The sequence below is a fragment of the Streptomyces sp. Ru73 genome (assembly GCF_002920575.1).
GTDB lineage: Bacteria > Actinomycetota > Actinomycetes > Streptomycetales > Streptomycetaceae > Streptomyces.
Map to the genome: position 1 here is coordinate 1 of NZ_PQSQ01000007.1, position 14,196 is coordinate 14,196.

At 72.1% G+C, this 14,196-nt stretch carries 14 protein-coding genes; 10 read left to right on the forward strand and 4 right to left on the reverse strand.

The annotated features are described in order from the left end of the window. From C3486_RS04820 to C3486_RS04835, 5 genes are all read left to right on the forward strand, one after another. A partial coding sequence (locus C3486_RS04820; protein WP_103831305.1) for a multidrug efflux SMR transporter occupies positions 1-248 on the forward strand: 248 nt, incomplete at its 5' end. Further along, on the forward strand, positions 248-373 hold the full coding sequence (locus tag C3486_RS37880; protein WP_258052598.1) for a hypothetical protein: 126 nt from the start codon (positions 248-250) through the stop codon (positions 371-373). The genes C3486_RS04820 and C3486_RS37880, both read left to right, overlap by 1 nt. 84 nt (positions 374-457) lie before the next feature. Next, complete coding sequence (locus tag C3486_RS04825; protein ID WP_103831306.1) at positions 458-649, forward strand: antitoxin; 192 nt, start codon at positions 458-460, stop codon at positions 647-649. 216 nt (positions 650-865) lie between these two features. Beyond that, the gene (gene argG, locus C3486_RS04830) at positions 866-2,311 is read left to right on the forward strand and encodes an argininosuccinate synthase (protein ID WP_103831307.1); all 1,446 of its coding nucleotides are present in this window, start codon (positions 866-868) and stop codon (positions 2,309-2,311) included. Positions 2,312-2,463: 152 nt separating this feature from the next. After that, a complete protein-coding gene (locus C3486_RS04835; RefSeq protein ID WP_103831422.1) occupies positions 2,464-3,192 on the forward strand; it encodes a class I SAM-dependent methyltransferase in 729 nt (242 codons plus the stop codon). Between the two features lie 58 nt (positions 3,193-3,250). On the opposite strand, the gene C3486_RS04840 is transcribed toward C3486_RS04835, so the two are convergent. Further along, entirely contained in the window at positions 3,251-5,149 is a 1,899-nt protein-coding gene (locus tag C3486_RS04840) for a CocE/NonD family hydrolase (RefSeq protein WP_103831308.1), read from the reverse strand. 257 nt (positions 5,150-5,406) lie between these two features. On the opposite strand from C3486_RS04840, the gene C3486_RS04845 reads away from it, so the two are divergent. The 3 genes from C3486_RS04845 to C3486_RS04855 all read left to right on the forward strand — a co-directional run bounded on the left by C3486_RS04845 (position 5,407) and on the right by C3486_RS04855 (position 7,576). Further along, a complete protein-coding gene (locus C3486_RS04845; protein ID WP_258052599.1) occupies positions 5,407-5,784 on the forward strand; it encodes a VOC family protein in 378 nt (125 codons plus the stop codon). Between the two features lie 250 nt (positions 5,785-6,034). Further along, positions 6,035-6,937 carry a DUF2993 domain-containing protein gene (locus tag C3486_RS04850; protein WP_258052600.1) on the forward strand — a complete coding sequence of 301 codons (903 nt, stop codon included), beginning with the start codon at positions 6,035-6,037 and terminating at the stop codon, positions 6,935-6,937. A 12-nt stretch (positions 6,938-6,949) separates the two neighbouring features. Beyond that, positions 6,950-7,576, forward strand: coding sequence for an O-methyltransferase (locus C3486_RS04855; protein ID WP_219822192.1), 627 nt, complete (start codon positions 6,950-6,952; stop codon positions 7,574-7,576). A gap of 45 nt (positions 7,577-7,621) precedes the next feature. On the opposite strand, the gene C3486_RS38505 is transcribed toward C3486_RS04855, so the two are convergent. The 3 genes from C3486_RS38505 to C3486_RS04870 all read right to left on the reverse strand — a co-directional run bounded on the left by C3486_RS38505 (position 7,622) and on the right by C3486_RS04870 (position 12,221). Beyond that, on the reverse strand, positions 7,622-8,563 hold the full coding sequence (locus tag C3486_RS38505) for an ANTAR domain-containing protein (protein ID WP_103831309.1): 942 nt from the start codon (positions 8,561-8,563) through the stop codon (positions 7,622-7,624). A gap of 467 nt (positions 8,564-9,030) precedes the next feature. Beyond that, positions 9,031-10,608 carry a DUF1254 domain-containing protein gene (locus tag C3486_RS04865; protein ID WP_103831310.1) on the reverse strand — a complete coding sequence of 526 codons (1,578 nt, stop codon included), beginning with the start codon at positions 10,606-10,608 and terminating at the stop codon, positions 9,031-9,033. Between the two features lie 377 nt (positions 10,609-10,985). Further along, a complete protein-coding gene (locus tag C3486_RS04870) occupies positions 10,986-12,221 on the reverse strand; it encodes an MFS transporter (RefSeq protein WP_258052601.1) in 1,236 nt (411 codons plus the stop codon). A 56-nt stretch (positions 12,222-12,277) separates the two neighbouring features. Here C3486_RS04870 and C3486_RS04875 point away from each other — a divergent pair, with 56 nt between their 5' ends. Together C3486_RS04875 and C3486_RS04880 are read left to right on the forward strand one after the other, a co-directional pair. Continuing rightward, a complete protein-coding gene (locus C3486_RS04875; protein WP_103831312.1) occupies positions 12,278-13,255 on the forward strand; it encodes a helix-turn-helix domain-containing protein in 978 nt (325 codons plus the stop codon). Between the two features lie 142 nt (positions 13,256-13,397). Beyond that, on the forward strand, positions 13,398-14,090 hold the full coding sequence (locus C3486_RS04880) for a hypothetical protein (protein WP_103831313.1): 693 nt from the start codon (positions 13,398-13,400) through the stop codon (positions 14,088-14,090). Positions 14,091-14,196 lie beyond the last annotated feature (106 nt).

A 14,196-nucleotide genomic window follows, 5' to 3' on the forward strand; every position in this document is an offset into this window, starting at 1 on the left:
CCAAGAACTTCTCCCGGCTGTGGCCGTCCGTGCTCTTCATCGGCGCGCTCGCCCTCAGCATGGGCGGCCTGTCGTACGCGGTGAACCACATTCCGCTGGGTACCGCTTACGGCGTGTGGGTGGGCATCGGCGCGGTGGGCACGGCCGTCTACGGCATGGTCGCGCTCGGCGACCCGGTGACGGCCGCCCGCCTGGTGTGCCTGCTGCTGATCATCGCGGGCGTGGTGGGCCTCAAGCTGCTGCACTGATGCGAGGAGTGCCGGAGAACCCGCTGCCCGGGGACGACACCGCCGAGACCGGCCACACCGGGGGCGATGAGTACGGCGGGTACTTCGCGCCGCTGCTCCCCGGTCTTCGTACGCGGGCCCGCTGACACGCGCGAGCCGGCGGCAGAGATGCGGCCTGCGCGTCGGTCCACGACCCTGAGAAGGAAGGGAAACCTGGAAGGAGGGCCCACATGTCTGTGATGGACAAGCTCAAGCAGATGCTGAAAGGCCACGAGGACCAAGCCGGCAAGGGCATCGACAAGGGCGGTGACCTCCTCGACGAGCGGACTCAGGGCAAGTACAGCCGTCACGTCGACACCGCTCAGGACAAGCTCAAGGACCAGTTCGGAAGGGACCAGGGCCAGGACCGCCCGCCCCAGTGACGCGGGCGGGCCCGGGACGACGGCCCCACCGTTCCCCCGCGGCTGACCTGCGCCAATACCGCCCCATCCAGTAGCCGCACAGGCCCGGCATCCGCCTTCCGTCACCCGGACGGCGGATGCCGGGCAGCTTTGTGCCGAGGGCCGGGCGGGGGTGCGACGGCACGGCCGTTCCACCCCGGCTTTGCATGGACATACGCGATGATGCATACTCTTCCTATGTCTAAGGTCCTCACCTCCCTTCCCGCCGGCGAGCGCGTCGGCATCGCCTTCTCGGGCGGCCTCGACACCTCCGTCGCGGTCGCGTGGATGCGCGACAAGGGCGCCGTCCCGTGCACCTACACCGCCGACATCGGTCAGTACGACGAGCCCGACATCGCCTCGGTGCCCGGCCGTGCGAAGACCTACGGTGCCGAGATCGCCCGCCTCGTGGACTGCCGCGCGGCACTGGTCGAAGAGGGCCTGGCCGCGCTGACCTGCGGCGCGTTCCACATCCGCTCCGGCGGTCGCGCGTACTTCAACACCACCCCGCTGGGCCGTGCCGTCACCGGCACCCTCCTGGTCCGGGCGATGCTGGAGGACGACGTCCAGATCTGGGGCGACGGCTCGACCTTCAAGGGCAACGACATCGAGCGGTTCTACCGGTACGGCCTGCTCGCCAACCCGCACCTGCGGATCTACAAGCCCTGGCTGGACTCCGCCTTCGTGACCGAGCTGGGCGGCCGGAAGGAAATGTCGGAGTGGCTGCTCGCCCACGACCTGCCCTACCGCGACAGCACGGAGAAGGCGTACTCCACCGATGCCAACATCTGGGGCGCCACCCACGAGGCCAAGACCCTGGAGCACCTGGACACCGGGGTGGAGACCGTTGAGCCGATCATGGGCGTGCGGTTCTGGGACCCGAACGTCGAGATCGCCACCGAGGACGTCACGATCGGCTTCGACCAGGGCCGCCCGGTGACGATCAACGGCAAGGAGTTCGCCTCCGCGGTCGACCTGGTGATGGAGGCCAACGCCATCGGCGGCCGCCACGGCATGGGCATGTCGGACCAGATCGAGAACCGGATCATCGAGGCCAAGAGCCGCGGCATCTACGAGGCGCCCGGCATGGCCCTGCTGCACGCCGCGTACGAGCGCCTGGTCAACGCGATCCACAACGAGGACACCCTCGCCCAGTACCACAACGAGGGCCGGCGCCTCGGGCGGCTGATGTACGAGGGCCGCTGGCTGGACCCGCAGGCGCTGATGGTCCGCGAGTCGCTGCAGCGCTGGGTCGGCGCGGCGGTCACCGGTGAGGTCACCCTGCGGCTGCGGCGCGGTGAGGACTACTCGATCCTCGACACGACCGGCCCGGCCTTCAGCTACCACCCGGACAAGCTGTCCATGGAGCGCACCGAGGACTCGGCGTTCGGCCCGGTCGACCGGATCGGCCAGCTCACCATGCGCAACCTCGACATCGCCGACTCGCGCGCCAAGCTGGAGCAGTACGCGGGGCTCGGCCTGATCGGCACGGCCGACCCGGCCGTCGGTGCCGCCCAGGCGGCCGCGACCGGCCTGATCGGCGCCCTGCCGGAGGGCGGCGCCGAGGCCATCGCCTCCCGTGGCGAGGTCTCCGGCGAGGACGAGGCGCTGGACCGCGCCGCGATGGAGTCCGGCACGGACTGACCCCCGGGGCTCGTGGGAGTGGCCGGCCCGGTGCTGACGGCACCGGGCCGGCCACTCGGCGTTTCCCCCGGTCGCGATCCGCATGCCCCCCACCGTGCCTCACGCGAAACCCAGTGGCACGGCGGCACGGCACTGTGGCAGCGTTCGGCGTCATGACCGAAGACGTATGGAACGCGCAGGTGGCGCAGGCGTACGACGAGTCATCCGCGTACATGTACGCACCGGAGGTCCTGGACCCCGCGGTGGACTTCCTGGAGCGCCGCGCGGGCCGGGGTGCCGCCCTGGAGTTCGCGGTGGGGACCGGACGGGTCGCGCTTCCGCTCAGCGCGCGAGGCGTACGCGTCGCCGGGATCGAGAAGTCCGAGCCGATGGCCCGCGAGCTGGCCAAGAAGCCCGGCGGTGCCGACGTGCCCGTGACCATCGGGGACATGGCGTCCACCCGTGTGCCCGGCGCGTTCTCCCTGGTCTACCTCGTGTACAACACCATCACGAACCTGCTCTCGCAGGACGAACAGGTCGCGTGCTTCCGCAATGCCGCCGAACACCTCGAACCGGGCGGCCGGTTCGTCATCGAGGTGGGCGTCCCCGATCTGCAGCGGCTGCCGCCCGGCGAGACCGCGCGCCCGTTCCACATCGGCGACCGGCACGTCGGCTTCGACACGTACGACCTGGCCGACCAGCGTCTCGTCTCGCACCACTACACGATCGCTGACGGCCGGGCCACCGTCCTCCGCTCGTACCACCGCTTCGTCTGGCCCGCCGAACTGGACCTGATGGCGAAGATTGCCGGGCTGGAACTGGCCGAGCGGTGGGCCGACTGGGCCGGGACGCCGTTCACCGGGGACAGCCGGTCACACGTCTCGGTGTGGCGGAAGCCATGACCCCTGCCCCGCGTGCGCATCGGCGGCGCGGGGCAGGGGAGGAGCCGGCGCCCCGGAATCAGAGGTGTCCGCCGGGAACCACCGTGAACGACGGCCGTCCGGCCGGCAGTTCCACGGTGTACTGCTTCAGGTACGTGTCCAGGAACGGTGACCGGTCGCCCGCGGTGGCGACGTCATCGGCCGGGTCGTCCAGGGCCAGCTTCAGCTGTGCGTTCTTGACCGTGATGGTCTCCCCGGACGGGGTGTCGCGCCACGAACCGGTCTGGATGGAGCCGATCTCCACGGCCAGCACGTGCCCGGCCCGCAGCGTCCAGTCGGTCGCCTTGAGGTCGACGGACAGCCGGCCCGAGTCCAGCAGCGAGACCTGCTCGTCGAACATGACGGCCTTGCCGTCGCGGGCCACGTCGTACAGCTTGACCATGACGTTGCCCTTGCCCTGTGCGTTCAGCGAGATCCGCGGCGTACCGGTGATCCGTACCGCTTCCTCGACCGGCTCGGACCACACGAAGAAGCTCGACGTGGTGTCACCGGCCTGCTGCCGCTTCACCTGCTCCCTGGCCAGGCCCTTCGGGGCGACGGGGTCGGTGCGGGGCGCGTGCTCCATGTCCCACGTGCCGTTCGGCGACGGCTTGCCGAGCGTCGTGGGCGTGGTCGCCGTACCGGACTCCGCCAGCGCCGCGTGCGCCGAGGCGCCGCCGTCGTCCACGTACGCACCGCCGCCGAGCCGGAGGGTGACGGGGCGCTCCACGACCGGCCACGTCTTCTGGGCGCGCCAGGCGCCGGTGGAGTCCTCGACGGCGTAGGCCGGGTAACGGACCTTCGGCTTGCTGCCCTTGAGGTACTGGTCGTAGAAGGACAGCGTCTCGTCGTACCAGCCCTCGCGCCCCATGGCCAGGCGCCCGTCGCTGGTGCGGTCACCGCCGCGTACGTGCTCCCACTGGCCCAGCCACCCGCGCTCCGGGCCCTTGTGGTTGTCGAGGTACTCCTGCATCTCCTCGGGCTTGGTGTTGTTCTCGATGAAGCCCTGGGTGACGAACAGCGGGGTGTCGGTGCCCTTGGCCATCTTCGCCAGGTCGCGGGAGGTCCAGTGCTCGTCCCACTGGTCGGCTATGCGGTACCCGGCGGAGTTCTCCGTGAGGCATTCCGGATGGGCCTTCTCGTACTGGGAGTTGGCCCGGTAGCGCGCGTCGTCGTCGGCCATCTGGTCGAGCGTGGCGATGGAGTTGTACGCGTTGGCGGTGCCGGTGACGTTCGGGCGGGGCACGCCGTTCGAGTATATGTACTGGTACATGTCCCAGACGGGCTCTTGCGCGACGACGGCCTTGAGCGCGCGCTGGTCCAGGTTGTTGCCGATGAGGCCGGTGACGGCGTCGTAGGACTTGCCGTACATGCCCACGGCACCCGTCGACCACGGCTGCTTCGCCGCCCAGTCGATCGCGGCCTTCACGTCGGCCTGTTCGCCGGGGCCGGCCCAGTCGAGGCAGCCGGTGGAGCCGCCGAAGCCGCGCAGGTCCACCATGACGAACGCATAGCCGCGCCGGAACAGGTCCGAGCCCTCGATGAAGTCCTGGAAGCGGGCCGACGGCCCGGTGTGCTTCCAGCCCTCCACGTCGGTCTGCCCCGAATGCCCGAAGTACGGGCCGACGGACAGGATGACGGGGACCTTCTGCCCCTTCCGCAGCCCTTCGGGCAGCAGGGCGTCGGCATGCAGCTCGGTGCCGGAACCGTCCGACGACGGGAAGTAGTGCTGCGTCCAGACCGCGCCCTTCGGCACGCGGTCGTTCTCGTCGTGCGTGACGGGCGTGGTGGCGGTGGCCACCGCGTGCTCGCCCGCGGCCGTGGGCGCGGCGGGGGCCGCGGCGGGCACCGCGGCCGCGGGCCCGGTGAGCGTGCCGGTCAGCGCCAGGGCGCTCACGAGTGCTGAGGCGGCCCAGCCGGCCGCGCGGTGTCTTCTCACATGCCCTCCCGAAGTGGTGGCTACGGAGCGGTCGTACGGGTGGTGCGGGCAGCGCAGTTGATGGTGCGGGCGGTACGGGCGGTCGCGTCCGCGTGCAGCCGGCCGACGGATGCGGACGCATGCCGACGACCAGGGATCATATGACCATCATCAGAATTCGTCATCGGGGCGACAGGACACGTCGGAGGGAACGCCCACGGCGGGATGAGGTGTCCCGAACGCGCAGCTGCGATGACCACAGCCACCACGGAGGCGCCATGACCGGGCAGCGGATGAGACTCACGGCGATCACACTGGACTGCCCGGACCCCCTGGCGCTGGCCGAGTTCTACGGCCGGGCCACCGGGCTCGCACTGCACCCCGCTTCCGGCGCCGACTTCGCGGCACTCACCGGCGGCGACGGGGTCGACCTCGGCTTCCAGCGGGTCGACGGCTACCGGGCGCCGCGCTGGCCCGAGCAAGAAGTGCCGCAGCAGGCGCACTTCGACTTCGCGACCGACGATCTCGACGAAACCGAGAAGGCGCTGCTGGAGTGGGGCGCGGCCAGGCCGGCGTACCAGCCGGGCGGCGACAGGTGGCGGGTCCTGACCGACCCCGCCGGGCATCCCTTCTGCCTCGTCCGCCGTCGCCGGTGAGTACACGAGCGACGGCTCCCGTGGACCGGACCAGGCCGGCGCCCGGCCATGAGAAGGGCGGCCGGCTTGGACGGGAGCGGCCGCCGTGTGATCGCATGTGGCGGTGACTTCGAACGGACCTCCCGCGGACACCGCGGCACAGATCCCGGCGGCGCGTACCGCCCCCACTGCCCACGAGGGACCGGACGGGGAGGGCGGGGCCGCGACGCCTCCCGGAAGCCGCACACCGCGCAGGCGCCTCGTCCGCAGGGTGACGAAGACGGTCGTCGCCCTGGTCGTACTGCTCGCCTTCCTCGCCCTCGGCGACCGCTGGGCCGTGCTCTACGCCGAGAACCTGGCGGCACAGAAGGTGCAGGACGCCCTGAAGCTGCGGGCCGCGCCCGAGGTGCACATCGGCGGCTTCCCCTTCCTCACGCAGCTCGCCACGGGGCACGTGGACCATGTCGAGGCCAACGTCCCCGACGTGCCCGCCGGGCGGGTCTCCATTGCGCAGGTGAAGGGGACGGTGGACGACATCCGGGTCGTCGGCGACCTCCCCACCTCGGTGCAGGGCGCGGTCCTGAGCCGGGTCCACGGCCAGGTGTTCCTCGACTTCGACGACCTGAACCGGGAAGTCGCCGCCTCACAGGTGCGGTTGGAGCCCGGGCCCCAGGAGAACAGCGTCGTGGCCCACGGCGCCGTGCCGGTGGGCGGCACGCACGCCGAGATCCGGTCGCGGGCACACCTGCAGCGCACCGGGGACCGCGGCCTGACGATGACCGTCGAGGACACCCGGCTGGTCGTACCCGGCCTGCTCACCTACACCCCGGGCAAGGGCGGCGGCCTCCAGCTGACCCCGCCCACCGCCGACAAGGTGGACGACGGCGCTCTCCAGCAGGCGACCGGTGAGCGGATCCGGCCGGACCGGCTGATGAAGGGCAGGGCGCTGGACGCACTGGTCGACCACCCGGCGCTGCTGAAGCCCACCGGCATCGACCCGGCGCTGATCCGTGGCCTGCAGAAGGCCGGGGAGCCGAAGGAGGCGGAGAAGATGGAGTTCTCGGCCCAGCTGCCCAACGACCTGCCGGGCGACCTGCGCCTCCGCGGCATTTCGGTCACCGAGGACGGCATTCGCGCGGACCTGAGCGGTAAGGACGTACCACTGGGCGGGTAGAACCCTGTCCGGGTGAGCATCCGCATCGCCGATCCTGGAGGCCGGACCGTGGACGACAGTCTCGCTGCACTCCTGCGTGAGCTGGAGGAATTCGGCAGGACCGGCGATGCGGCGACGGACGACCGGAGCCGGAAGCTGCTGAACATCACCCATGACACCGGCGTCTTCCTCGCGCTCCTCGTCAAGGCGACGCGGGCCAGGCACGTGCTGGAGATCGGGACGTCGAACGGCTACTCGACGCTGTGGCTCGCCGATGCCGTGGGTGAGGCGGGAGCGGTCACCACCGTCGAGCGGGCACCTCACAAAGTCACGATGGCGGAGCGGAACTTCGCGCGTGCCGGGTTCCGCCCGCGCATCCGGCAGATCGCGGGCGAGGCCGGACCGTTCCTCGCCTCGCGCGCCGACGGCGAGTACGACTTCATCTTCCTGGACAGCGACCGCGGCCAGTACGCCGCATGGTGGCCCGCGCTGCGGCGGACACTCGCCGACGGCTGTCTGCTCGTGGTGGACAACGCCGTCTCCCACGCGCACCAGCTCGAAGAATTCCGGCGGCTGGTCGCGGCTACGGAAGGCTTTCTCACCTCCCTTTCGCCGGTCGGCAAGGGTGAGTTGCTGATCCTGAAGGACGCACGGCCGTAGTCGGCGGGGACCGGCGGATGCCCGTGCCCGGTTCGTCGGGACGGCTCACGAGTGGGCGTCGGCCTCGCCGTCCAGCAGCAGTTGGTGGTGGAGTACGGCACGGGCGGTGCTCAGCGCCGAGCGGTCATGGCTGAGCGCGTGGGCCCGCAGGCGGGACAGCGCTTCGTCGGGGGAGATGCCGAGGCGCGCGGCCAGCGCGCCGGTGGCCTGGTGGACCGGGGCGAAGGGGAGGGCGTCCTGGGCCGCGAGCCAGTGGGGATCGTGCGCGATGGCCAGGGCGATGGTGTCGGCCAGGTCCTGTGCGTCGCCGTACCGGTCGGGTGTCAGGTCGCCGGGGGCCCGGCGGTGGCCGGACAGTACGCCCAGGGCCCGGCTGCCGAGGCTCACCGGGAAGGCGAACACCGCACGTACGCCCAGGGAACGGAGGGCCGGCGGGAGCCCGGGCCAGCGCGCCGGGCCGGACGCGGCGAGGTCCGGCACGGCGACGTGGGCCGAGTCCTCGGCCGCGTCGTAGGTGGGCCCCTGCCCGTGCACCATCTGCAGGTCCTCCAGCCGCCGGCCGAGCTGCCCGCTGCAGTGCACCAGCTCGGGCAGGCCGCGCCCGGGCGAGAGGAGCAGCGCCAGCCCGTCCAGCCCCAGCACCCGGGCGCACACTTCCAGCGGCGGGCAGTCGAGCTTGAATCCTGGCAGGCAGTCGGCCATCACCGGCTGCCGGTTGCCGGATATCCGGCCGGTGCCGGCGGGAGGTGCGCCGGCGCCCGCACCGTCGGAGGACGGCACCGGGACCGGAAGGCCACGCGTCCGCCGGGCCCGCTGCCGGATCAGCTGCGCCTCGGCCCGCGTCCGCCGGGACCGTTCCAGGACGCTGAAGGAGCGCGCGGCCAACTGCTCGGCGTGCTGCCGGGCGTCGTCGGCCGTGCTCCACAGTGCGTAGCTGCTTCCGGACCGTACCCGGGTCGACGTGCCGGTGCTGCCCGTTCTCACCATGGCCCCCTTCCCTCGGCCTGCGGCGCCGCGCTCGCGCGGAACGCATCGTTCCGATTTTCGCCGACCGGCTCCTCCTTGGCCAGGAGGCGGCCCGGGGAGAGACCCCGGGCGTGCGGCGAGCGGATCCTCCGTGGCCGGTGCGCGACGGATGGCCAGCATCCCACGGCCGCCGGGCGGCCAGAGACCGGGTCGGCCCCCTTCGGGAAGACGACTGTGCTCCATGACCGACTGGCTGAGCGGTCATGGAGCACAGCAGGCGACCCTGCTCCTGGTCCGAACCGAGGCGCCCTGGCTGGAGTCCGGCCTGCAGACCCGGACGTCGGCCTGATCTCTCCGATGCCCCGGATCAGGCCACCGGACACCTCTTGGGCATTCAGAAATATGCATCAGTGGCCGCTCGGACGAGAAGCGGGAACGCTTCCGAAGCGGCCACAGAGCTCAAGGGAGCAGCGGGCCGTGGCGCACCGTCACGGACGTGCGGCCCTCCTGTGCCGGCGGGCCAGTGCGATCATCGTGCCGCCGGTGGCCAGGCACAGCGCGGCGCCGACGGCGAGCGCAGCGAGTTCGCGGTCACCGGTCCTGGCCAGTTCGTCAGACCCGGGGGAACCGCTCGTGACGGTGACCGGGGGCGGGGACCAGGTGCCGTTGAGCACGGCCTGCCGCGGCCAGTACATGCGGAGCATCACGTTGAACTGCCCGGTGGGCGCGGGCAGCCAGTTGGACCGCTTGGCCGCCGCCGGCGGAGCGTGCTGGACGTAGATGTCCAGGGACCCGTCGCTGTTGAGCCTGGGCCTGACCGTGTGGCCGACCTCGTAACGGTTGATCGGGTTGGGTACGAGGAAGCCCTGCTGGTCGTACATGGTGAGGGACCAGAAGGCATGCGCCGGCGGTATCCGGCCCGGCGGGAAGTGGATCGTGTACTGACGAGCGCCGGTCAGCTGCCGGCCGTGGCTGTCGGTGAAGACGACCGGGTAGACGGCGTCCTGCGGCAGGTTGGCGCCGAGCCCCTGCCAGGCCGTGGCGGCCCGGCGCAGGTAGTCGGTGCCGTAGCGGCCGAGGTCGAGCGCGACCCGCCAGCCGTTGACGTTCTTCCCCAGGGCCGGGACCGCCTGCTGGATCTTCTGCTGGCCCGCGGTGACCGCGTGGCGCAGCGCCCGGGCGGTGGCCGTGCCCTTGGCGTCGATGTCGAACGGCTTGCCCGGGCTGATGCCGAGCCGCTTCAGGGTGGCGACCATCGGAGCGTCCGCCGGGCTGGGCGGATTGGCCGCCATGGCGGAGGCGAGCCGGGAGAAGAACGTCGTCGCGTCCATCCGGGCCACCCGCTCGGCCGGCGGCGTGGCGGGCACGTCGGCGCGGACCCGGCCACGCGGCGGGGTGTACGCGCGGCCGTACTTGCTGAGCGGGGTCAGGGAGTACTGCGCGGTCAGCGCGTGCACCGCGGGCAGGTCGCCCGGGCCGTTGAGCTGGGTGCGCCCCACGATCCAGGCCATGTCGGTCGGGGACTTGATCCGCTTCACCCCGGCGGGCAGGGTGCCGCGCCAGCCCGGGCCGGTGATCGCGAAGTCACCCGCACCGGTACCCGTGGTGCGCTTGCCCGGAGAGGCGATGACGTCCGTCCATGCGCTGAGGATCGGCATGAGGTAGTAGCGGCCGTGCGTGTCGGGCACGTGCAGGACCACCGGCTCGGCCTTCAAATCCAGCCAGGCCGAGCTGTAGAGCGTGTCGACGTTCGGCGAGACCACGGTCTTGAAGCCCGCGCCGGGCACGTCCCGCGCGGTGGCGAACTGGTTCACCGGCGCCTGGATGGTGGTGGCCCTCGGGCGGGCGACGTTGGTGGAGACCTGCTGGGTGGCCTGCATCAGGACCAGCGGATAGCCGTACACGTACGCGTTCACCGCGTCGGTCGCGGTGGCGGAACCACCCGGTGGTGCCTGCTGGGCGGCGTCCGCGTGACCGGCACCGGCCCACGACAGCAGGACGGTCGCGGCGAGAGCCGTGGCGCTGCGGCGCAGCTTCCGCGGGAAGGCGGACTGGGTGACGTGCATAGGACTTCCTCCTCGAACGGGAGGCACGGGCGCGGGAACCAAGACGGGTGCCCCGCGCGAAGGCCGCGCTGCCGCCGCATGCGGGCGGCGGCAGCGCGGACTTCAGAGCGCATTGAACACCCGGCCCGATCCCGATCCGGGTACGTCATCCCGCCATATGCGCAGACGAGGGGGCGCGGTGGTGGCCGGCCGGGCGCGGGCAGCGCGGTGCCGCCGCCGCAGTGTCACGCAGCCGTACGGCCCGACCAGCCGTTCCGCACCGCTCGGCATCCGACCCGCGGCTTCCGGTACGGCGTACGTCGTCCCCGGCCGCTTCGCCCCGCCGAGACCGCCCGGCCCGGACGCCGCCCCGCCACGAGCCGGGCTGCGCGCGCGGCCTACGAAGGCGGTGGCAGCCGCTTGCCGACGGGTGCCCGGCCGTACAGCGCCGCGAGGTGCCGGGCGAGGGCGAGCGCGGCGAGCAGCGCGACCAGTGCGCACACGCCCCACCACCCGGCCCGGCCGTACGCCCGCACCCCGATCCACGAGCCCGCGCTGCCGCCCACGTAAGCGCAGGTCATGTACGCGGTGTTGAGCCGGCTGCGGGCGTCGGGACGCACGGCGTAGACCCGGGCCTGATTGGCGACCATGCCGGACTGCATCGCGACGTCGAGCAGCAGTGTGCCGAGGACCAGGGCGGCCGGCCCGAGCGCGCCGCCCGAGGCGCCCACGGCCATGACCGGCGCGGAGGCGAGGACGCCGAGCAGGCAGACGAGGTTCACCGGGTCCGGCCCGCGACGGTCCACCAGGCGCCCGGCGAACGGTGTGCAGAACATGGTGGGCCCGCCGACCAGCGCGAGCAGCCCTACGGCCTGGGCGCCCAGGCCGTAGGAGGGGCCGGTGAGGAGGAGCGCCACGCCCGTCCACACGGCCGAGAAACCGGCGAAGACGGTCGCCTGGTAGAAGCAGGAGCGGCGCAGGGCCGGCTCGGTGCGCAGGAGGCGCAGTGGTTCGGCGAGGAGCGCCGGATACGGCTGCCGTGACGACGGGGCCGTGACAGGCACCGTACGGGCGAGGGCGGCCGCGAGGAGGAGGACGAGGGCCGCTGCCACCAGATAGGGGGCTCGCCAGCCGAGCCACTCGCCGAGCGTTCCGCTGAACGTGCGGGCCAGCAGCATGCCGCCGATCGACCCGCTCAGCAGGGTGCCGATGACGGCTCCGCGCCGGTCGGGGGCCACCAGTCCGGCCGCCAGGGGACCGACGACCTGTGCGGCGACGGTGGTGAAACCGGTGAACGCACTGGCAGCGACGAGGACCGGCAGGCTGGGGGCGCACCCCGCCGCGCACAGTCCCAGGCCCGTCAGGCCGAGCAGGGCGACCAGGAACGCGCGGTGGGGGAGCCGGTCGCCGAGCGGCACCAGCAGGAACATGCCGGCCGTGTACCCGGCCTGGGTGGCGGTCACGGCGAGGCTGGCCGACTCGGGCGGGACCCCCAGCCCGGCGGCGGCCAACGGGACGACCGCCTGCGGAAAGTAGACGTTGCCCACGGCCACCGCGCAGGTCAGGGCCAGGATCAGCGTCATTGGCCGGTTCAGCGTGCGGTGTGTTGCTGTGCGGTGCGTCGCAGTGGTCATGCGGGGCAGTTCACGGCAGCACCGGGTCGCCGCCAATCGATGTAGCGTACGGCTTAATGATCAGCTTTGTGCTCGGCATCGAGGACCTGGCGGACACCCGGTTCGCCGTCTCGCCCCTGCACGAAACCGTGGTGAGCCTGCGGGTGCTGCGCGATCCCGGGCTCTCCGTCGTGCATCTGCCCTGGCGCAGGTCCGTACTCGGCCGGCTCGGCGCGCTCGACACCGACCTGCTGTTGTCGCTGGTCGCCAGGCGACGCACCCTCCCCGACTTCCTCACCCCGCGGCCCGCGGGCTTCGCTCCCTCCTTCGAGGAGGAACTGGCCGTCGTCCGCCGGACCGCCCCCGGTACGGTACGCCGCGACCTGCTGGCCACCCACGCACCGGACCCGGTGCCAGAACCCCTGCGCGCGGCCACCGCTCCCGGCGACGGACCGGTCGCCGGACTCCGGGACGCCATCTGCGACGTGCTGCGGCAGTACTGGGAGATCGCCGTCGAGCCGATGTGGCCGCAGATGCGGCTGCTGCTGGAGGCCGACATGACCCACCGGGGCCGGCAACTGTCCATGGGCGGCGCACGCGGCCTCTTCGCCGACATGCACCCGAACCTGCGGTGGCAGGACGGCGCGCTGCACATCGCGCAGATGCTCAGCAGCCACCGCGTGACGGCGGCCGGCCGCGGACTGCTGCTCATCCCCTCCGTGTTCGCGCACAAGCCCGCACCGCCGCTCAGCCCGGACGAGGCACCGATGCTGGTCTATCCGAGCCGAGGCGTCGCGACGCTGTGGGAACTGCCGCCGGCGGCCGACCCGTCCGCACTGGTGTCCCTGCTCGGCGCACCGCGCGCGAGGCTGCTGGGCCTCCTCGGAGAACCGCTGCCCACCGTCGAACTCGCCCGCCGCCTCCGGGTCACCCCCAGCGCCGTGTCACAACACCTGCGCGTCCTCCACGCCACGGGCCTCGTCACCCGCACCCGGCACGGCCGCCAAGTCCTGTACCGCCGCAGCCCGTTGGGCGACCGGCTGGCGGGCGGGTGAGCCGGCCACGGTGGCGGCGGGCCCACCCCGTATCGCTCATTAGCCAGGTGTTAGTGGAACGACAGTCGCGCGGTAGTGGTCCCGATCAGAGTGGGTGACGTACCGAGCAGACAACGACACGGACCACACCGGGGGATCCGCAATGAGCTCCAGCACCACCGTCCGCACCGCCCGCCGCCGCACTCTGCGCATTGCCGCAGCGGCCCTGGTCGCCGCCGCCGGTCTCGGCCTGACCGCCTGCTCCGGCTCGGACGCCGCCGGCACGAAGCCCGCGAGCCACGCCGCTGACACGGGCAAGGCCGCCACCGAGGTCGACACCAAGGCGGGCGCGGCGGACCAGCAGTCGGGCACCGCCGACAAGCAGTCGGGCGCCACGAACACGCAGTCGGGCAGCGCGCACGCCGGCACGGCCAAGACGGGGACCCCGGTACGCACCGAGACCCTGGCGGACGGCAGCAAGGCGAAGATCTACCGGCTCGGCGAACAGCACTACCTCGCCAAGATCGTCAACGATGGTGCGGTCCTGGCCGAGTTGGAGACGAAGGGACACGACGCCGGGCTCGACGCGAACGACATGTTCGTCGTGCTCACGCTGGGCGGCGAGGTCCACTCCTGGATGGGCGGCGGCCACCAGGGACCGGGCACGTTCAAGCTCGCGGGCGGCTGGACGGCCAAGGTCACGAAGGCCGGCGACCTCCGGTACCGCGCGCAGATCCTCGGCCGGGACGGCGCGGTGTACGGCACGATGCAGGCGAACGAGCACGACGCGGGGCTCGACGCCAACGGCGTGTACATCGTGCTCAGCGCCGGCGGTGTGATCAGCGCGCACGAGTAGGCGTCGCCTGCCCGACCGCGGCGGTGGAACTCCGGGCGGCCGTGGGGCCATCCGCCCACGTCAGGGGCGGATGGCGACTGTGCGTGGCGATGCCATACCGTGTGCT

Coding starts and splice junctions, on each gene's coding strand:
- C3486_RS37880 (WP_258052598.1), top strand. CDS start 248: ATGCGAGGAGTGCCGGAGAACCCGCTGCCCGGGGACGACACCGCCGAG.
- C3486_RS04825 (WP_103831306.1), top strand. CDS start 458: ATGTCTGTGATGGACAAGCTCAAGCAGATGCTGAAAGGCCACGAGGAC.
- argG (WP_103831307.1), top strand. CDS start 866: ATGTCTAAGGTCCTCACCTCCCTTCCCGCCGGCGAGCGCGTCGGCATC.
- C3486_RS04835 (WP_103831422.1), top strand. CDS start 2,464: ATGACCGAAGACGTATGGAACGCGCAGGTGGCGCAGGCGTACGACGAG.
- C3486_RS04845 (WP_258052599.1), top strand. CDS start 5,407: ATGACCGGGCAGCGGATGAGACTCACGGCGATCACACTGGACTGCCCG.
- C3486_RS38505 (WP_103831309.1), bottom strand. CDS start 8,563: ATGGTGAGAACGGGCAGCACCGGCACGTCGACCCGGGTACGGTCCGGA.
- C3486_RS04865 (WP_103831310.1), bottom strand. CDS start 10,608: ATGCACGTCACCCAGTCCGCCTTCCCGCGGAAGCTGCGCCGCAGCGCC.
- C3486_RS04870 (WP_258052601.1), bottom strand. CDS start 12,221: ATGACCACTGCGACGCACCGCACAGCAACACACCGCACGCTGAACCGG.
- C3486_RS04875 (WP_103831312.1), top strand. CDS start 12,278: ATGATCAGCTTTGTGCTCGGCATCGAGGACCTGGCGGACACCCGGTTC.
- C3486_RS04880 (WP_103831313.1), top strand. CDS start 13,398: ATGAGCTCCAGCACCACCGTCCGCACCGCCCGCCGCCGCACTCTGCGC.